The organism is Rahnella sp. CG8, assembly GCF_023701875.1.
Taxonomy (GTDB): domain Bacteria; phylum Pseudomonadota; class Gammaproteobacteria; order Enterobacterales; family Enterobacteriaceae; genus Rahnella; species Rahnella aceris.
This window is the reverse complement of the sequence record NZ_JABAED010000016.1, coordinates 1-17,061: the sequence shown is the minus strand read 5'-3', so window position 1 is coordinate 17,061 and position 17,061 is coordinate 1. Positions and strand designations below refer to the sequence as shown.

General features: G+C 51.3%; 22 protein-coding genes and 1 other annotated feature. Of the genes, 6 read left to right on the top strand and 16 right to left on the bottom strand.

The window, feature by feature from the left end; translation table 11 throughout:
• Positions 1–4 precede the first annotated feature (4 nt).
• From HGO41_RS15665 to repB, 12 genes are all read right to left on the bottom strand, one after another.
• On the bottom strand, positions 5–355 hold the full coding sequence (locus tag HGO41_RS15665) for a GPW/gp25 family protein (RefSeq protein WP_013574050.1): 351 nt from the start codon (positions 353–355) through the stop codon (positions 5–7).
• Positions 352–993, bottom strand: coding sequence for a phage baseplate assembly protein V (locus HGO41_RS15660; RefSeq protein WP_013574051.1), 642 nt, complete (start codon positions 991–993; stop codon positions 352–354). The genes HGO41_RS15665 and HGO41_RS15660 overlap by 4 nt, the downstream gene beginning before the upstream one ends.
• 81 nt (positions 994–1,074) lie before the next feature.
• A complete protein-coding gene (locus HGO41_RS15655; RefSeq protein WP_241916728.1) occupies positions 1,075–1,536 on the bottom strand; it encodes a phage tail protein in 462 nt (153 codons plus the stop codon).
• Positions 1,499–1,741 (bottom strand): Rz1-like lysis system protein LysC, encoded by a 243-nt coding sequence (gene lysC, locus HGO41_RS15650; protein WP_250981210.1) that lies wholly within the window; start codon positions 1,739–1,741, stop codon positions 1,499–1,501. Before lysC ends, HGO41_RS15655 begins: the two co-directional genes overlap by 38 nt.
• Complete coding sequence (gene lysB / locus HGO41_RS15645) at positions 1,629–2,057, bottom strand: Rz-like lysis system protein LysB (protein WP_013574053.1); 429 nt, start codon at positions 2,055–2,057, stop codon at positions 1,629–1,631. Before lysB ends, lysC begins: the two co-directional genes overlap by 113 nt.
• Entirely contained in the window at positions 2,058–2,567 is a 510-nt protein-coding gene (locus tag HGO41_RS15640; RefSeq protein ID WP_250981205.1) for a lysozyme, read from the bottom strand.
• The gene (locus HGO41_RS15635) at positions 2,548–2,769 is read right to left on the bottom strand and encodes an HP1 family phage holin (RefSeq protein ID WP_013574055.1); all 222 of its coding nucleotides are present in this window, start codon (positions 2,767–2,769) and stop codon (positions 2,548–2,550) included. The genes HGO41_RS15640 and HGO41_RS15635 overlap by 20 nt, the downstream gene beginning before the upstream one ends.
• A complete protein-coding gene (locus HGO41_RS15630) occupies positions 2,760–2,963 on the bottom strand; it encodes a tail protein X (protein WP_013574056.1) in 204 nt (67 codons plus the stop codon). Before HGO41_RS15630 ends, HGO41_RS15635 begins: the two co-directional genes overlap by 10 nt.
• A 211-nt stretch (positions 2,964–3,174) precedes the next feature.
• Positions 3,175–3,369, bottom strand: coding sequence for a hypothetical protein (locus tag HGO41_RS15625; RefSeq protein WP_013574057.1), 195 nt, complete (start codon positions 3,367–3,369; stop codon positions 3,175–3,177).
• Between the two features lie 112 nt (positions 3,370–3,481).
• Positions 3,482–5,410: a replication endonuclease gene (locus tag HGO41_RS15620; RefSeq protein ID WP_250981204.1), complete on the bottom strand. Its 1,929-nt coding sequence runs from the start codon at positions 5,408–5,410 to the stop codon at positions 3,482–3,484.
• 93 nt (positions 5,411–5,503) lie between these two features.
• Entirely contained in the window at positions 5,504–5,725 is a 222-nt protein-coding gene (locus HGO41_RS15615; RefSeq protein ID WP_013574059.1) for a TraR/DksA C4-type zinc finger protein, read from the bottom strand.
• Entirely contained in the window at positions 5,725–6,000 is a 276-nt protein-coding gene (gene repB / locus HGO41_RS15610) for a phage replication protein B (RefSeq protein ID WP_013574060.1), read from the bottom strand. The genes HGO41_RS15615 and repB overlap by 1 nt, the downstream gene beginning before the upstream one ends.
• Before the next feature lie 132 nt (positions 6,001–6,132).
• Between repB and HGO41_RS15605 the strand changes: the two genes are divergently transcribed.
• The 3 genes from HGO41_RS15605 to tyrA all read left to right on the top strand — a co-directional run bounded on the left by HGO41_RS15605 (position 6,133) and on the right by tyrA (position 9,216).
• Positions 6,133–6,723 carry a helix-turn-helix domain-containing protein gene (locus tag HGO41_RS15605; protein WP_013574061.1) on the top strand — a complete coding sequence of 197 codons (591 nt, stop codon included), beginning with the start codon at positions 6,133–6,135 and terminating at the stop codon, positions 6,721–6,723.
• Positions 6,724–7,011: 288 nt separating this feature from the next.
• Entirely contained in the window at positions 7,012–8,088 is a 1,077-nt protein-coding gene (locus HGO41_RS15600) for a 3-deoxy-7-phosphoheptulonate synthase (RefSeq protein ID WP_037034120.1), read from the top strand.
• Between the two features lie 6 nt (positions 8,089–8,094).
• Entirely contained in the window at positions 8,095–9,216 is a 1,122-nt protein-coding gene (gene tyrA / locus HGO41_RS15595) for a bifunctional chorismate mutase/prephenate dehydrogenase (RefSeq protein ID WP_013574063.1), read from the top strand.
• A gap of 77 nt (positions 9,217–9,293) precedes the next feature.
• On the opposite strand, the gene pheA is transcribed toward tyrA, so the two are convergent.
• From pheA to bamD, 4 genes are all read right to left on the bottom strand, one after another.
• Positions 9,294–10,448, bottom strand: a complete 1,155-nt coding sequence (pheA, locus tag HGO41_RS15590) for a bifunctional chorismate mutase/prephenate dehydratase (protein WP_013574064.1) — start codon at positions 10,446–10,448, stop codon at positions 9,294–9,296.
• A gap of 53 nt (positions 10,449–10,501) precedes the next feature.
• Positions 10,502–10,626, bottom strand: a sequence feature (Phe leader region).
• Entirely contained in the window at positions 10,578–10,625 is a 48-nt protein-coding gene (locus HGO41_RS25925; RefSeq protein WP_369794779.1) for a hypothetical protein, read from the bottom strand. It overlaps the preceding feature by 48 nt.
• A 133-nt stretch (positions 10,627–10,759) precedes the next feature.
• Positions 10,760–11,104, bottom strand: coding sequence for a ribosome-associated translation inhibitor RaiA (gene raiA, locus HGO41_RS15585; protein WP_013574065.1), 345 nt, complete (start codon positions 11,102–11,104; stop codon positions 10,760–10,762).
• Between the two features lie 281 nt (positions 11,105–11,385).
• Complete coding sequence (gene bamD / locus HGO41_RS15580; protein WP_013574066.1) at positions 11,386–12,120, bottom strand: outer membrane protein assembly factor BamD; 735 nt, start codon at positions 12,118–12,120, stop codon at positions 11,386–11,388.
• Positions 12,121–12,250: 130 nt separating this feature from the next.
• Between bamD and rluD the strand changes: the two genes are divergently transcribed.
• From rluD to clpB, 3 genes are all read left to right on the top strand, one after another.
• Positions 12,251–13,228 (top strand): 23S rRNA pseudouridine(1911/1915/1917) synthase RluD, encoded by a 978-nt coding sequence (gene rluD / locus HGO41_RS15575; RefSeq protein WP_037034119.1) that lies wholly within the window; start codon positions 12,251–12,253, stop codon positions 13,226–13,228.
• Complete coding sequence (gene yfiH, locus HGO41_RS15570) at positions 13,228–13,965, top strand: purine nucleoside phosphorylase YfiH (RefSeq protein ID WP_250981203.1); 738 nt, start codon at positions 13,228–13,230, stop codon at positions 13,963–13,965. Before rluD ends, yfiH begins: the two co-directional genes overlap by 1 nt.
• Positions 13,966–14,095: 130 nt before the next feature.
• Positions 14,096–16,669, top strand: coding sequence for an ATP-dependent chaperone ClpB (clpB, locus tag HGO41_RS15565; protein WP_250981202.1), 2,574 nt, complete (start codon positions 14,096–14,098; stop codon positions 16,667–16,669).
• The last annotated feature ends 392 nt before the right edge of the window (positions 16,670–17,061 follow it).

Genomic DNA, 17,061 nt, shown 5'->3' with positions numbered 1-17,061 from the left:
AGTGTCAGCTCACAGGAATATTCAGGGAAAAATCCGTTGCCGTGTCGTTACGGCTTCCGGTCAGTTCCACCACCATCTTGCCGGTGTAATCGGTCTCGAAAGTGATGGCATTCAGTGAAATGCGGGGTTCCCACTGCAACAATGCGGTGTAGCAAATTGCCATCATCTGCAGTTGCAGTGCGCCGTTTTGCGGCTGGTCGATCAGCTCAGAAAGTAACGAACCGTAATTGCGGCGCATCACTCTGGAACCGACCGGTGTATTCAAAATGTCGCTCACGGACTGGCGGATATGGTCGAGATCTTCGATAGCCATACCGCTGTTTCTGTTCATCCCCAGGTACTTGGGATTGCTCATTGCGGGCCTCCTGTCTGACCGCCGCCGGTCTGAACACCGCTGTGGCGGTGAGTGTGCACAACGATGCCGTTGGATGTCAGGCTGCCGCCGCTGTGGGTTAAGTTGCCGGTCAGCGTGCCGCCTTGTTTCACCTCGAGAGATCCGGTAGTCAGTTTGCTGGTGCAAACTACTTCCGGCGTGTCGAGCGTGATGCGGGTGCTGGCGGTACAGCGGATTTCGGGTGCGGTCACCTCAACCTTTTGCGCTGCGTTAATCACGGCTGTTTTAATTCCCGTCACTTTCAGAGCGCTTTGTGCCGGTTCGTATTCAAAAACTGCGCCGTCCGGGAAGGCCAGATGAAAGGCGTCCGGCGAGGCAGATGGGGCGGGCGAAGCATCAGAAAATACTGCCGGTAACACGAATGCCGTATTAAGCTCGCCGCCCATCGAGAGCAGCAAAACCTGTTCACCGACGGAGGGCGCCCACCAGCTGCGCGTACGTCCGGCGCGATGCGTCATCCACGGCAGCCAGGCTGTCACGTTGCTGCCCGTTTTGACGCGGCAGCGGGCGTTGGCAAGATCCAGTTCGGAGACTTTGCCGATGCGTACCAGATTGCCAATCAGCCGCATTATGTCGTTGAGTTGAAGAGTCGTATTCATGGGATAAAGGATGCCGTTTCAGAGGGTTGAGCGACAACCGGTGACCGTTCGCCAGCGGCTGACACAACAAGGTTTATCGGGTTACACCGTCCAGCTGCTGATCAGTTCGCCGTTGAGATAAACCTGACGCGGCAGCGCCACATTTTCTGGCAGTGGCGGTTCCGGGAGATGAGTGATGGTGCGCACCTCATCCTTGTCACTTACCTGGACGCGTTCTGTCAGTTGCAGCACCAGAGCGAGGCTTCGTTCCTGCTGAGTGAAGGTAAAATCATTTAGCCGGTGCAAGGCGTTGCCGAGAATTTCAGGCTGATTAACCTGCAGCCAGTCGAGAACGGTGACCACGGCCAGATCGACCAGCGTTTCGCTGAGCGCGTCGTCAGTGATCGTCACTGTCAGCGGATAGCGGTACTCAAAAGAAAGCGAAGGTGCAGATGTGGCCACCACATTGCCCAGCCCGGTGGCAATCACCAGTTTTTCAGGCGTAGCCGCAAGCAAGGGGATCTGTTCAATCAGCCGTTGTTGCAATTGAATCGGTTTTTGCATGTTGTGCCTCCTGACACTTTTTGATGGCTTCAATTTGTAAGCCGCAATCCATCAGCGCGGACTCCAGCTGAAGAATGTCGGTACTCAGATCTTCATTGGTGGCCGGTTTGCTGGCCGGAATAGGGCATGAGCTGACCGCCGGACAGCCAACGTAAATAATCGCTGGCGGAGCTGAAGGCGGGACGCTGGTGCAACCGGTTGATATCAGCAGGCAGACTGCTGTCAGCCCACTGACGGGTTTGCGGATCATCATGGAGGCTCCTCTGCCTTTGTTGCTCACGGCTTTGCATCACTTGCCGGGCGGTGTTCAGGTCTTCGCGTAACGCCAGTTCAGCTTGCTCGCGCTGGCGCATTTGCTGGTTCAGTGTGGCGATCAACTGCTCGCGTTGTTGTAACTGTGTAATCAGGGCATCGCGTTGCTGACTGGCATTGTTGAGGTCGTGCTGTAATGAGCGATTGGAAAGCAACAGGATGGCGACCAGTAAAACCATCCCCGCCAGAAGTGCTGTTAACAGACGCATTCAGACTCCTTTCAGGCAGAGAGTACGTTCGGCATTTCGCCTGCGTTCCAGACCCCGGTTGCGTTCGCCATTAACGAAAACCCACCGTGGCAACTGGTCGCAGGCTTGTTGCCACTGCTGCTGGTTGATGAAAAACGCCAGTGTTGATTTACAGGCGGCACCGGTGCCGACGTTAAAACTGAAGGACACCACGGCATCAAAAACCGGTTGCGGCATGATCACCGGCATACATTTTTTTACGGCGCGCTCTGTCTGCTGAATATCCCCCAGCAGATTTTCAGCGGCCTGATGTTCGGTGACTTCCTGTGCCGGTTTAACGCCGGCCGTATGACCGATGCCGCTGGTCCATACGCCAGCGTTGCATTGATAGGGTTGCAGCTGACAGCCTTCAAAATCGGTGATCAACCGCAGACCCTCTTCTGACACCTGCAAGGAGCTGTAGCCTGGCAGTGCTGCCATCAGCCCCAGGACCACGGCGGCACTACAGCGTTTAAGAGTTGAGGTTTTCATAGTCGTCTTTGCTCAGACCTTTACGTGCCAGCAACTGATAGCTTTTGCGCCGGTAGTACCAGTTGATCAAAAACGTGCCGACGCCAACTGCTGAGCCGACCAGAAAGGCGACGTCCTGCGATGTCAGACTGGCGAGCCAGGTCAGCGAAGTGGCGATGAAATAGGCGCAGCCTGAACTGATGCGCTCCGTATTCAGTCCCATAATTTGATCGTTTCCTGAACCGGTTGTTCTGCAATGTCGGGCATAAAGACGGCTGTGCCGTGAGGTAATAACGGGCCTAAATCCGCGATGCCAATATTGGCGGCATACACTTTTTCGACGACGAGTGCCGTGCGGTTGTAATAGCGCCAGCAAAGAGAATCGAGGGTATCGCCCTGTTCTGCATAGACTTTCATGAACTTTCTCCACAAGTGAGTGAAATCGTCAGGAGGTGAGTTCAGTCTGCGCAATAGCACGCCGGGCGGCAATCTGAGTGGGATGTGAAACAGCTGGCACAACAGGTAAGCAGACAGCGAAGAGAGGGAAAGGGCGGGGCGCTTAGTCCGGAGGGAAACCGGTCGGGCAAGCGCCAGTAATGTTGGCTACTACCGCCGCAGGATCTGGCAATCAGTGGGTGTCGTCAGTGCTCCCGTTGCAATACACAACGTCCTGGTTCTCGTCAGTCAGCGCCTGGCTGGCCAGCTCTGAGATCAGTGACATCACGACCAGGAATTCTTTTGGATTGCATTGCGCCGTCTGCGAAATGTCTGCGATCAATTGTATCCTGGACAACGTTAACTGTTGTTTAGTCAGGTTTTCCATTTTCTCCCCTCGCCAGATACTGTGTTTATATACAGTATTCTTTAATTAATCTGATACGTCAACAGTCAGAGTATTTTAAAATTTATAATCCATTGAATTTATGTATGAATTTTTATTGGCGCGGTTTTTGTATCAATGACTGACTTTGTCCGGCGGGAGGCGATCCACAGTTATTGACAGAACTCCAAGGTATACGAATCTTCGATATTTCCGTATAAGAAGGCCGGTGACGGACAATCCGCCACTGTGCAGTGTGTGTCAGAAAAATATGAGAGATGCCCAGATGAGGGGCATAAATGCCGATGACTTTATTGCGGGGCTCTTCGTAGGCATTTTTCTCCTCGCTGAGTTGACGGGCAACGCGAACCGTTTGCGCCTTGCGGGGAATGTGAATACCACCCTGTGCCTGAATATAACGGGCGAAATCACCTTCATCGGCAGCGCTGCGCACGTTTTCAACCCGTGCGTCAAAACGGCTGGTCAGATTCTGGTAGCGGATCCGCCTGCATTCTCGCCAGGCGCCGACTGAGGGAATACCGATGGCGTGGAATTGTGGGATCCGCCACGTCGAGGCCCAGGAGGTGACCGCAGTGGCGATATCTGTCAGCAAGCGTCCAGAGTCAAAATCGGTTTCGCCATCGAGCGCGTATCCATCGATATTCTTGGCGACGTATTTCGCGATATAGCCGGCTGCCCCACCCCGGTTAAGCGGCTTGCAATTGAAACGTGACTCAGCGGCACCCGGTTCATCCGAATCTTCTTCAAGAGCATAACGGCGCATAACCTCTGTCACTTTTTGCTGCTGATGCTGCGGTGTGAACAACATCATGTGCCAGTGCGGCGTGCCGTCATGATGCGGTTCGACGACGCGCACGCCGTAAACTTTCAGGTTCCGGTCTTTAAAAGTGGTACGGATTTTTGCCCAGACAGCCACCAGATAACGCTGCGCATCTTTGGGGGTAAACGCGTGCTGATCCCATTTCTGGTTAAAAACGGGTGATGAACCGGTGCCAGTCGTTTTTAGCGGATGGTATTTTGACGGCGTGGTCAGCGTGATAAACAGGCCGCAGTCCCGCTGCTGGTCAGCAACATCTTCGACGCCGGCGATCAGCGTCATCAGTTCCATACGACGAAGTTTGGGATTGGAAATGCTGGCCAATACGGTATCCAGCAAACTCAGCGTTTCACCGGATTCAACATTTTCGAGCTGGCACTGTTTCAGGTAGTTGATGGCGGATAAGCGGCGTGATACCACGTCACGGATGGCGTTTTTACTGGCATAAGGCGATGTCGCGCGGCTGACATAACCGCAGGCAATCATCAGGGATTCCCGCCACAAACGCTGTTTTGAACGCAGCTGTTTTTCCCACCATTCGCCGCTGACCAGACGTGAAATGCTGGCGACAGCCGAATGCGTTGTCATATGGCCTTTTTGCCATTTCTGCCAGTAAAGAGGTTGTACGCGGCAGGAACGTGCCATCGCGGCGACATGCCCGTAAATTTCCTGCTGTGTGCTGTCGCGCAACAAAATGCCGGGTTCGTCAGGACGGTTTTTCAGCCAGCATTCACAGTGATATTCATAGGCATCCTGCATTTGCACGGCAAGTTTGTTGGCCAGCCTTCTCAGACCGTCATCATTAAGATCGGGCAAGCGGTTAAACATTTCTTCTTCAGTGAGTAGCTTTTGCGAGATTTGACGATTCAGTGTGTTTCGCGCATTTACCAGCTTAATACGCGGCCATACGCGTTGCGTGAAAACTGTCATCAGGAAATGAAACGCCACGCGCACTCCTTTAGTTTCCAGTAAAAATGTATACCGCTGATATAACGGCGTGCGCACGCAACGGGGCAGTGCTGCCAGCTGAGAAAGGGCCGTTTGCTGGCGCTGACAAAAGTCACGGGTCAGTGGTTTTTCCAGCGGGCTGCTGAGCGCTGCGCGGGGGGCATTCCACCACCAGGTACCCGCAAAATATTGCCCTGGTGTCCGGTTAAATGCAGGTGGGGGCGAAGGGATTGTTCTGCCTCTGATATTCTCTGACATACATTTATTCCGAAAAATAAAATAGAAAATCCTCTCCGGAAATAATATTATTTCCAGCGTGATGATTAATTTAAATAATATTAATTAGACTTTTTATACGGGGCGGTAATTCTTTCTTTTAATCTCCTCAATTTCCTGACATTCAATACATCGCTGTACACCGGGGATGATTTTCCTGCGTGGCTCCGCAATCGGAGAATCACAATCCACGCAGAAGAAGGCCGACAGTGCAGGCCGGGTACGGGTTGCCTGCGTAATCTGCGCTTCGAGGATTTTTAACTGATACTCCTGCGATTCATCTATCCAGTCTGCCATCAGTAAAGTTCTCCTTTAAATATCGCCGTGAAGTGGCGAAGTGATAATAATGCCTGCATTATTTTCATTTTTTCCTCATCATTTAATTGTGAATATGTCAGTAAGGTATGATGGCGTTTAAGACCGGCGTGAAAACATAATGTGAGTTTCCATTTTTCAGGAGCCTGATCATAAATAACCTCAACCTGATTCTTACTCTGAACGAAATAAGTTTCTTTCAGATGAGCGATATGGCGCAGGCCGGTCTGGCGCTGCTGCTCTGTTCCTAAAAACATCGCGTCTCCTTATTTCTCCACGACGCCGTAAATTTGGTATCATGGTCGTCTGTCGGTACATTACATAATCAATCTAAACTTGCATTTGCGAGTTGTCAAGATGATATTTACAGATTCAGGGGTTTTCGCCAGATGCAATTAGATGAACTTGAAGGTGGAAAAGCTGTTCTGACGCGTATGCTTCAGGCTTACGGCTTTAGCATGCAGAAGGAACTGGGGGATCTGTATGGATTATCATCTGGCACGATAAGTACCTGGGTAAGAAGAGATTATTTCCCCGGTGATGTGGTCGTGGCCTGTGCGCTGGATACCGGCGTCTCGTTGCGCTGGCTGGCAACGGGCAAAGGCGCGATGCAGGATGCAAGCTCTTCGGCTGCCGTGGCGTCAGGTGAAATCCGTCAGCTTAAAAAATTGAGATTGCGCGGCGGGGAGCTTGAGGAAGAAGGCCTCTGGACGGTTGACCCTTCGCTATTGGACGATTCGCTGGCGCAGCCTGCGTATATCGTGAAAGGCAATCATTCATGGATTATCGATCTGGGCAGCACACATCCCGGCAATGGTCGCTGGCTGTTGGACATTGATGGTGATCTGGACGTTTATGATGTGGCCCGTATTCCTGGTAACCGTCTGAGCGTGACGCGTCAGGAAAGCCATTTCGAGTGTGGCGTGGATGAAGTGACTGCTTTAGGGCAGGTATTTATTACCCTGGATCGTAATCTGTAAATTTCGTCTCCTCAGCAGCTCCCTGTTGCTGAGGGTATTTCTGACGTTGTTCTCCTTCCCTCCCCTGAAATTCCTTTTTCACCGCTGACAAACCATGTGTAATATTTACGGTACATCCTTTTCGTCTGATTCGCTTTTTATGTAAAGTTAACTTTCCGTTGTCTGCATATCAATGGTGAAATGGTAATGTTAAGTTTACAACTAAGGCTTGCTAAGTTTACGTGCTGTGTTAATGTTGTCCGCAGATGCCGCCGTGGCAGCCCATTTTCCTTATAACGGAACACGATCATGCAAAAAGACGCCCTGAATAATGTTCATATCACTGCCGAACAAATCCTTATCACTCCTGAAGAGCTGAAAAACCGTTTTCCTTTAAGCGTCAGCGACGAAAACAGTATTTCCGAAGCACGTAAAACCATCGCGGATATCGTCCATGGTCGTGATCCTCGTCTTCTGGTGGTGTGTGGCCCTTGCTCAATTCATGACGTGGATGCGGCGCTGGATTACGCGCGTCACCTGAAAACACTGGCGGCCGAACTCAGCGATCGTTTGTACATCGTGATGCGTGTTTACTTTGAAAAACCGCGGACCACTGTCGGCTGGAAAGGGTTAATTAACGATCCGCACATGGACGGCACGTTTGATGTGGAAGCGGGTCTGCACATTGCCCGTGATTTGTTGCTGCAACTGGTTGGCATGGGTTTACCGCTGGCGACAGAAGCGCTGGATCCCAACAGTCCGCAATACTTAGGTGATCTGTTCAGCTGGTCAGCAATCGGTGCGCGTACGACCGAATCTCAGACTCACCGCGAAATGGCGTCTGGTTTGTCAATGCCGGTGGGCTTCAAGAACGGGACTGACGGCAGCCTGGGTACGGCGATCAATGCGATGCGTGCTGCAGAAATGGCGCACCGCTTTGTGGGGATCAATCAGGCCGGTCAGGTTTGCCTGTTGCAGACTCAGGGCAACCCGGACGGGCATGTGATTTTGCGCGGCGGCAAAATGCCAAACTACAGCGAGCAGGACGTTCAGGCCTGTGAAAAACAGATGGCCGATGCGGGACTCCGTCCTTCCTTGATGATAGATTGCAGTCACGGTAACTCAAACAAAGACTATCGTCGCCAGCCTGTCGTGGCTCAGTCTGTCATCGATCAGATTAAAGCCGGTAACCGCTCTATCACGGGGCTGATGCTGGAAAGTCATCTGAACGAAGGCAGCCAGTCTTCTGAACAACCGCGTTCAGAAATGAAATACGGTGTGTCTGTTACGGATGCCTGCATTAACTGGGAAACCACGGAAAACCTGCTGCGCACGATGCATCAGGAACTGGGCGACGCGCTGGCGGCACGAATCGCAGGAGAGTAAGTTTTTATGGTGGCAGAACTTAACGCGTTGCGCGATCAGATCGACGACGTTGATAAAGCGTTGTTAGATCTCTTATCACGGCGTCTTGCGCTGGTGGCAGAAGTCGGGGAAGTCAAAAGTCGTTATGGTTTGCCGATTTATGTCCCTGAACGGGAAGCGGCAATGCTGGCTTCACGCCGTCAGGAAGCGCAGAACCTCGGTGTTCCGCCCGATCTGATTGAAGATGTATTGCGCCGCGTGATGCGTGAGTCCTACTCAAGCGAAAACGATAAAGGCTTCAAAACATTGCATCCGGCATTGCGCCCGGTGGTGATTATTGGCGGAAACGGGCAGATGGGGCGCTTGTTCACTCGTCTGCTTGAACTTTCCGGTTATCAGGTAAAAGTGCTGGAGCAGGAAGACTGGCCGCAGGCAGAAACATTACTGGCGGATGCCGGAATGGTGATTGTCAGCGTACCGATCCATCTGACTGAAGAAGTGATCGCACGTCTGCCAAAACTGCCGGATGACTGTATTCTGGTGGATCTGGCGTCAGTGAAAAATCGTCCGCTGCAGGCGATGCTGGCGGTGCATGAAGGTCCGGTGCTTGGCTTGCATCCTATGTTTGGGCCGGATGTCAGCAGCCTGGCAAAACAGGTTGTGGTGTACTGCGATGGTCGTGAACCTCAGGCCTATCAGTGGTTGCTGGAGCAGTTACAGGTCTGGGGTGCTCGCCTGCATAAAATCAGTGCGGTCGAGCACGACCAGAACATGGCGTTCATTCAGGCGTTACGCCACTTTGCAACGTTTGCTTATGGCATGCATTTATCAGAAGAAAACGTTGAAATCGAACAGTTGCTGGCTCTGTCTTCACCGATCTATCGCCTCGAACTGGCGATGGTTGGTCGCTTGTTTGCACAGGATCCGCAGCTTTACGCTGATATTATTATGTCGTCAGAAAGTAATCTGGCGCTGATCAAACGTTACTATCAGCGTTTTGGCGATGCACTTGCTCTGCTGGAAACGGGTGATAAACAGGCGTTTATCGATAAGTTCAGGCAGGTTGAGCACTGGTTCGGTGATTATGCACCGCGTTTCCTGAAAGAAAGTGGTGCGTTACTCCGTCAGGCCAACGACAACCGCAAGTAAGCTTTTCGGAAATGCTGTCTGTAAATGAAAAGAAGGGCGTTGCAGCTGTATGCAGCGCCCTTTTTGTTTGCGGAAAATTACAGGTCGACGGAAACGACGTTTTCGCTTGGATAACAGCCGAGAACTTTCAGCGAGCGTGTGATTGGAGCCAGATCCTTCAGCGCCTTTTTCATCTCTTCTGAACGCAGGTTTGCCTGCACATCGATATAAAACATCTCTTCCCACGGATTACCGTTGATCGGACGTGATTCCAGCTTGGTCATGATGATGCCCTGATCACGCAGCACCAGAAGCGCGTTCACCAGCGCCCCCGCTTGCTGGCCAGTGGCCATAATCAGCGTGGTTTTAGCCGGAACCTGGTCTGTCACTTCAATGGCTTTGCGCGCCAGAATAATGAAGCGGGTGATGTTTTCCTGCTGGTTCGCCAGGTTGTGTTCGAGCACCTGCAATTTGTACAACGCGCCACCGGCTTCGCTGCCCAGCGCAGCCACGTGCGGAGAATTGGCTGCCGCCACTTTCTCCATCGCCGCCGCAGTGCTTTCGCAGTATTCAATTTTCCAGTGAGGGAAGCGGTTAATGAACTGGCTGCATTGCTGGAAGGGTTGCGGATGGCTGTAAACCGTCTGAATCTGAGATAAATCCGTGTCTGCCGCCACCAGAACGCAATGATCGATAGGGTTTGTCAGCTCGCCCACAATCGACAAACTGGTGTGTTGCAACAGGTCATAAACATCATTGATTGAGCCGGAACTGGTATTTTCAATCGGCAATACCGCGTAATCAGCCTGGCCGGTTTCAACCTGAGAAAAGATATCCTGGAATTTCTGGCAGCCACATTCGATGAACTGGTCGAAATGACGTGCGGCAAACTGACGGGCGGCGAGATGTGAATATGAACCTTTCGGACCGAGGAAAGCGATGCGGGCTGAATCAGAAGAGGTTTTATTCAGATGTTGCTGCAGGAGTGCCTGCTGTGTGAGAACGGAATCTTCAATGATTAGCTGATAAACGCGGGTGATATAATGACCGTCCAGCCCCTGTTTTTTCCCTTCCTGAATCAGTGTGTTAATCAGTTCGGCTTCGCGTTCTTTATCGCGGATAGGGCGGTGAGAGTGCATTTTGGATTGCGCGACCTCAATCGCCATCGTACGTCGTTCTGCCAGCAGGGCCAGCAATTTCAGGTCTAATGCGCTGATGCGTTCGCGCAGAGCCAGTAATGAGTTCTCGGTCATGTTATTACCCTTTTAGATGTTCTTTCTTTCAGCAAAATGTGTAAAACGCAGGCATAAAAAAAGCCCCCTTTTCAGGAGGCTTTGTTGTTCGTCTTCGCATTCATTCTTTCGCGACGAAACGCCTCCCAATCAGGGGAAGGTAAAAAAGAATGCGAAGAAAAACAGACGGGTATTCATGTATACGTTGTTTCCATAAGTTTGAGCAGAGTCTTAAAGTAACCGCTGGGTTTTCCCTGTGTCAATAAGATTCCTTCAGACACAAAAAACGCGCCCCTCAGAGCGCGTTGTTACTGACATGCCGGATAACCCGGTTATTCCTCTTCTTCCTGCACCGGTTCCAGATTGAGTTCTTTGACGCCGGACTCTGCACGGCGGGCCTCACCTTTATGCTGCGCTTTATTGAGCTGGCGCTCGAGTTTGGTCGTCATTTCGTTAATCGCAGCGTACATATCATCGTGCGTAGCACTGGCAACCAGTTTTCCGTTTGGTGTACTGATGGTCGCATCGGCGACAAATCCCTGAGGTTCTTTCGACAGGATTATGTGTGGGTTAATTAGCTGAGTTTGCCATTTATCCAGTTTTTTCAGACGCCCTTCGATGTGTTCACGAATCGCGGGGGTGATGTCCATTTGTTTACTGGTAATGTTGACTGTCATATAACTTACCTCTCTTCTTTCCGTCTCCGATGAATCCAACATACCAGCCTTTTTTACGAAATGCGTCCCTAAACTCGCGGTTTTTTTTCACTTTTTGTCAATGTTGAAGTTTATGTGACTCAGGGTAATTAATGGCCGGAAAGGCCTTGAGACTTCATTCAGGAGCAGGCATGATTGATGGGATCAGTACGTTATTCTTTCCTGTGTTTCTGCAATTATCCCCTAAAAAGAACCAAAAAAAACGGCAGCCTGAGCTACCGTTTGTCCACGGACATGTAAAATTATGCTGCGCTGTTGGCGGCAATAATTTTCGCGACTTTATCAGCCTGAGTGTTCAGCTGCAGTTCACGGTAGGCGTTTTCCATCAACGGCAGCGCATCATGCGTTGCTTTCGTATCCGGATAATCTTTCAGCATTTGTTCTACACGGTTAACGACAGCGACGTAAGCACCGCGTTTAGTGTAGTATTGCACCACTGACAGCTCGTATTTCGCCAAACGATCTTTCAGGAATACCAAACGTTTAGTCGCGTCAGTGGCGTACTGGCTGTTTGGATACGTGTGGATCAACTGGCTGAAATCACGGAATGCTGCACGTGCATGCTGTGGATCACGGTCTGAACGATCAACACCGAAAAATCCTTGCAGGGCACTGTCATCCAACGCCATATCCGTTAAACCACGCATATACATGACGTAGTCGATATTCGGATGTGTTGGGTTCAGACGCATAAAGCGATCAATAGAAGCCTGAGCCATAGGCAAGTCAGCAGACTTGTAATAGGCATAAATCAGATCTAACTGAACTTGCTGCGAGTAAGGCCCAAACGGATAGCGGTTATCCAGCGCTTCTAATTGCGCAATAGCGCCTTTAAAGTTACCGTCCTGCAGCTTTTGCTGGGCAGTGGCATAAAGGACGTTAGGCGGGTTATCGGGAACCGTTTCTTTGGAACTGGAGCAACCGACCAGCGCCAGGCTCAACGTGGCTGCTGCCACCAGATATTTCACACGCGTCATGACGTTTTGATTATCCTCAGGTGTTATTCTGGGAGACTGTCCGTTAAGCTCCCGACAAAGACCAGCTACAATAGCACATTATTTTAAACGGCATCGCCGTGAAAACCCAACGTTAACCAAGAAGCTGCATATGGCACAACAAGTACAACTCACCGCAACGGTGGCCGAATCTCAACTCGGTCAACGGTTAGATCAGGCTTTGGCCGAATTGTTCCCTGATTATTCAAGATCTCGCATAAAAGATTGGATCCTTGAAGACAGGGTCACGGTCAATGGCAAAAAAGTGACCAAACCAAAAGAAAAAGTGTTGGGTGGCGAGGCTATCGCAATCGATGCGCAAATTGAAGAAGAAGCGCGTTGGCTGCCACAAGATATCGCTTTAGATATCGTGTATGAAGATACTGATATTTTAGTCATCAATAAACCCCGTGATCTGGTTGTTCATCCGGGCGCCGGGAATCCTGATGGCACGGTACTGAATGCGCTGCTGCATTATTACCCTGCAATTATTGATGTACCGCGCTGCGGCATCGTGCATCGCCTGGATAAAGATACCACCGGTCTGATGGTGGTGGCGAAGTCGGTGCCTGCACAAACGCACCTGGTGACCGCACTTCAGGCCCGCGAAATTACCCGCGAATATGAAGCCGTGGCGATTGGTACAATGACGGCAGGCGGCACAGTGAATGAGCCGATTGCGCGCCATTCCACCAAGCGTACGCATATGGCGGTTCATCCGACTGGCAAACCGGCGACGACACACTATCGCATCATGGAGCATTTCCGTGCTCATACGCGTCTGCGCTTGCGTCTGGAGTCCGGTCGTACACACCAGATCCGCGTGCATATGGCGCACATTAACCATCCTCTGTTAGGCGATCAACTGTATGGTGGCCGTCCACGTCTGCCAAAAGGTGCTTCAGAACCGTTCATTAATATGCTGCGCGGATTCGATCGTCAGGCTCTTCACGCTACCATGCTGCGTCTTTATCATCCGGTCACTGGTATTCAGATGGAATGGCATGCGCCACTTCCGCAGGATATGGTTGACCTGATCAATGCGCTTAAAGCGGATACCGAAGAGTTCAAGGACCAGATGAACTGGTAATGAGCGTGCTTATCCAGCCTCAGTGGCCGCAACCGGCATCGGTGCGGTCATGTGCGACAACCCGCGAAGGAGGCGTCAGTCTGCCTCCTTACGGTTCGCTTAACCTCGGCAGTCATGTCGGGGATTCTCCTGAGCATGTTGCGCTGAACCGCCAGCGGTTGATCGCGCTGGGCGGTCTGCCTGCTTCGCCACACTGGCTTGAGCAGGTTCATGGCACCGACGTGGTTCGTTTATCATCGCAAACTCCCCTTATTCCGACACAGATTGCCGATGCGGCCTATACCCGCGAGCCAGGCGTTGTCTGTGCAGCAATGACAGCCGATTGTTTACCGGTTCTGTTTTGCAGTAAAAACGGCGATGAAGTCGCTGCAGCTCATGCGGGCTGGCGGGGATTGTGTGCGGGTGTATTAGAAAATACAGTGGCCTGTTTTGAAGCGACTACCGGGGACGTGATGGCATGGATGGGACCGGCGATTGGCCCTTCTCATTTTGAAGTTGGCGGCGAAGTTCGCGAAGCCTTTATGGCTGTGGACTCTGCCGTATCCGTCGCTTTCAGACCTGCAGGTGCCAAATTCATGGCCGACATTTACCAGCTTGCACGGTTTCGCTTGCAAGCTGCGGGCATCACCGCCCTCTACGGCGGTGAATATTGCACTGTGACAGACAGCAACAAATTTTACTCTTATCGGCGCGACGGAATTACCGGACGGCTGGCAAGTTTAATTTGGCTGATATAACCTATCGAATCAAGACGATCCATCACGCATAACAGCTGTCCTCTGAATATACTGCCAAGATAACCTTGAAAACGTGAGGGTTGACCTCATCTAATCTCCAGTAGCAATTTTGTTCAGTATTGGAGGTGTTATGCGTCTGGATCGTCTTACCAGCAAATTCCAGCTTGCCCTCGCGGATGCTCAGTCACTCGCGCTCGGGCGCGACAATCAATTTATCGAACCTGTTCACCTGATGAGTGCTTTGCTTACTCAGGAAGGCGGAACCGTACGTCCTTTATTAACGGCGGCTGGGATAGATACCCAGAAACTGCGCACGGACGTTGATCAGGCTTTGGGGCGTTTGCCGCAAGTTGAAGGTACCGGCGGTGATGTTCAACCATCCCATGAGCTGGTACGTGTTTTAAATCTTTGTGACAAGCTGGCACAACAACGTGCCGATACTTTCATCTCTTCAGAACTGTTTGTTCTGGCCGTGATGAAAGACCACGGCTCTTTAACGGATCTGTTAAAAGCCAGCGGTACAACGGCCGAGAAAATCACAGCGGCTATCGATCAAATGCGTGGGGGTGAGAAAGTGGATGACCAGAATGCCGAAGACCAGCGTCAGGCATTAAAAAAATTCACTATCGATCTGACCGAACGTGCCGAGCAGGGCAAACTGGATCCGGTCATCGGTCGTGATGAAGAAATTCGCCGGACTATTCAGGTTCTGCAACGTCGTACCAAAAATAACCCGGTGCTGATTGGTGAGCCAGGTGTCGGTAAAACCGCGATTGCGGAAGGACTGGCACAGCGCATCATTAATGGTGAAGTGCCGGAAGGTCTGAAAAATAAACGTGTGCTTTCATTAGACATGGGTGCATTGGTTGCCGGTGCCAAGTATCGCGGTGAATTTGAAGAACGTCTGAAAGGCGTGCTGAGTGATCTGGCTAAACAGGAAGGCAACGTCATTCTGTTTATCGACGAATTGCATACCATGGTCGGTGCGGGTAAAGCCGATGGCGCAATGGATGCCGGCAATATGCTGAAACCGGCTCTGGCGCGTGGTGAACTTCACTGTGTAGGTGCGACGACATTAAATGAATATCGTCAGTTCATCGAGAAAGATGCGGCGTTAGAGCGTCGTTTCCAGAAAGTGTTTGTTGCCGAGCCTTCTGTTGAAGACACCATCGCTATCTTGCGTGGTCTGAAAGAACGCTATGAGCTGCATCACCATGTACAGATTACTGACCCGGCTATCGTTGCAGCAGCCACATTGTCGCACCGTTATATCTCGGATCGTCAGTTACCGGATAAAGCAATCGACCTTATAGATGAAGCGGCATCCAGCATTCGTATGCAGATGGACTCTAAACCGGAGTCTCTGGACCGTCTCGATCGCCGTATTATCCAGCTCAAACTGGAACAGCAGGCGCTGAAAAAAGAGTCTGATGATGCCAGTGTGAAACGTCTGGAAATGCTGGAAACCGAACTGAGCCAGAAAGAGCGTGAATATTCTGAGCTGGAAGAAGAGTGGAAAGCTGAGAAAGCATCCCTGACCGGCACGCAGAATATTAAAGCCGAGCTGGAGCAGGCAAAGATTACGCTTGAACAGGCTCGCCGCGTTGGCGATCTGGGCCGTATGTCAGAATTGCAGTACGGTAAAATCCCGGAACTGGAAAAACAGCTGGCAGCGGCGACTCAGGCAGACGGTAAAGCCATGAAGCTGCTGCGCAACCGTGTGACAGATGTGGAAATTGCCGACGTGCTGGCGCGCTGGACCGGTATTCCGGTTGCCCGGATGCTTGAAAGTGAACGTGAAAAACTGCTGCGTATGGAAGAAGAACTTCATAACCGTGTGATTGGCCAGAACGAGGCGGTAGAAGCAGTATCGAATGCCATTCGTCGTAGCCGCGCAGGATTGTCAGATCCAAACCGTCCGATCGGGTCATTCCTGTTCCTCGGTCCGACCGGTGTGGGTAAAACAGAGCTGTGTAAAGCGCTGGCGACATTCCTGTTTAACAGCGATGACGCGATGGTTCGCATCGATATGTCAGAGTTTATGGAAAAACACTCCGTTTCACGTCTGGTCGGTGCGCCTCCGGGTTATGTCGGTTATGAGGAAGGGGGTTACCTGACCGAAGCGGTTCGTCGTCGTCCTTACTCTGTCATCTTGTTAGATGAAGTTGAGAAGGCGCACCCGGATGTCTTCAACATCTTATTGCAGGTGCTGGATGACGGCCGTTTAACTGACGGGCAGGGGAGAACAGTTGATTTCCGCAACACGGTTGTCATCATGACCTCTAACCTGGGCTCTGACATTATTCAGCAGCACTTCGGTGAGGCCAGCTATGCGCAGATGAAAGCGTCGGTAATGGAAGTGGTCACACACAGCTTCCGTCCGGAATTCATCAACCGTATAGATGAAGTGGTTGTGTTCCATCCGCTGGGTCATGCGCATATCAAGAATATCGCCAAGATCCAGCTGGCACGTTTGTATAAACGCTTAGAAGAACACGGCTACACGGCAACGCTGACCGATGCGGCGCTGGAACTGCTGGGTAACACAGGATTTGACCCGGTTTATGGTGCGCGTCCATTGAAACGTGCCATCCAGCAGGAGATTGAGAACCCGCTGGCTCAGCAAATCTTGTCTGGCAAGCTGATCCCAGGCAAACCAATTACTGTCGATGTGGAAGATGATCACATCATCGCAAGACAGTAAATAGATAAGTAGCGGCCTTATAACGGGCTCCGGAGTCATTCGGAGCCCGTTTTTTATGCATTACTTGTGTGTTACTTATTCATTTGGTGAATTTATGAACGCTTGGTAGGAAAAGTGAAATTAGCCCTTGCGGCCTGCTGAGAACTCCCTATAATGCCGCTCCATCGACAGGGAACAACGTGAACAACATCACGAAGTAACCGGGTCGGAAAGATTAAAAACAGTGATGACCGGATAAAATAAACGGTTGACACTGAATGAGGAAAGCGTAATATACGCCACCTCGAGTTAGCAAGCGAAAGCGCGTAACTCACTGCTCTTTAACAATTTATCAGACAATCTGTGTGGGCACTCACAAGACGATATCAGCCACCTCGGTGGCAAAAAATATC

Coding starts and splice junctions, on each gene's coding strand:
- bamD (WP_013574066.1), bottom strand. CDS start 12,120: ATGACGCGTGTGAAATATCTGGTGGCAGCAGCCACGTTGAGCCTGGCG.
- tyrA (WP_013574063.1), top strand. CDS start 8,095: ATGGTGGCAGAACTTAACGCGTTGCGCGATCAGATCGACGACGTTGAT.
- HGO41_RS15620 (WP_250981204.1), bottom strand. CDS start 5,410: ATGTCAGAGAATATCAGAGGCAGAACAATCCCTTCGCCCCCACCTGCA.
- yfiH (WP_250981203.1), top strand. CDS start 13,228: ATGAGCGTGCTTATCCAGCCTCAGTGGCCGCAACCGGCATCGGTGCGG.
- HGO41_RS15660 (WP_013574051.1), bottom strand. CDS start 993: ATGAATACGACTCTTCAACTCAACGACATAATGCGGCTGATTGGCAAT.
- clpB (WP_250981202.1), top strand. CDS start 14,096: ATGCGTCTGGATCGTCTTACCAGCAAATTCCAGCTTGCCCTCGCGGAT.
- repB (WP_013574060.1), bottom strand. CDS start 6,000: ATGTTTTTAGGAACAGAGCAGCAGCGCCAGACCGGCCTGCGCCATATC.
- lysB (WP_013574053.1), bottom strand. CDS start 2,057: ATGCGTCTGTTAACAGCACTTCTGGCGGGGATGGTTTTACTGGTCGCC.
- HGO41_RS15625 (WP_013574057.1), bottom strand. CDS start 3,369: ATGGAAAACCTGACTAAACAACAGTTAACGTTGTCCAGGATACAATTG.
- HGO41_RS15635 (WP_013574055.1), bottom strand. CDS start 2,769: ATGGGACTGAATACGGAGCGCATCAGTTCAGGCTGCGCCTATTTCATC.
- HGO41_RS15655 (WP_241916728.1), bottom strand. CDS start 1,536: ATGCAAAAACCGATTCAATTGCAACAACGGCTGATTGAACAGATCCCC.
- HGO41_RS15600 (WP_037034120.1), top strand. CDS start 7,012: ATGCAAAAAGACGCCCTGAATAATGTTCATATCACTGCCGAACAAATC.
- HGO41_RS15615 (WP_013574059.1), bottom strand. CDS start 5,725: ATGGCAGACTGGATAGATGAATCGCAGGAGTATCAGTTAAAAATCCTC.
- HGO41_RS15640 (WP_250981205.1), bottom strand. CDS start 2,567: ATGAAAACCTCAACTCTTAAACGCTGTAGTGCCGCCGTGGTCCTGGGG.
- raiA (WP_013574065.1), bottom strand. CDS start 11,104: ATGACAGTCAACATTACCAGTAAACAAATGGACATCACCCCCGCGATT.
- HGO41_RS15605 (WP_013574061.1), top strand. CDS start 6,133: ATGCAATTAGATGAACTTGAAGGTGGAAAAGCTGTTCTGACGCGTATG.
- rluD (WP_037034119.1), top strand. CDS start 12,251: ATGGCACAACAAGTACAACTCACCGCAACGGTGGCCGAATCTCAACTC.
- pheA (WP_013574064.1), bottom strand. CDS start 10,448: ATGACCGAGAACTCATTACTGGCTCTGCGCGAACGCATCAGCGCATTA.
- HGO41_RS15665 (WP_013574050.1), bottom strand. CDS start 355: ATGAGCAATCCCAAGTACCTGGGGATGAACAGAAACAGCGGTATGGCT.
- HGO41_RS15630 (WP_013574056.1), bottom strand. CDS start 2,963: ATGAAAGTCTATGCAGAACAGGGCGATACCCTCGATTCTCTTTGCTGG.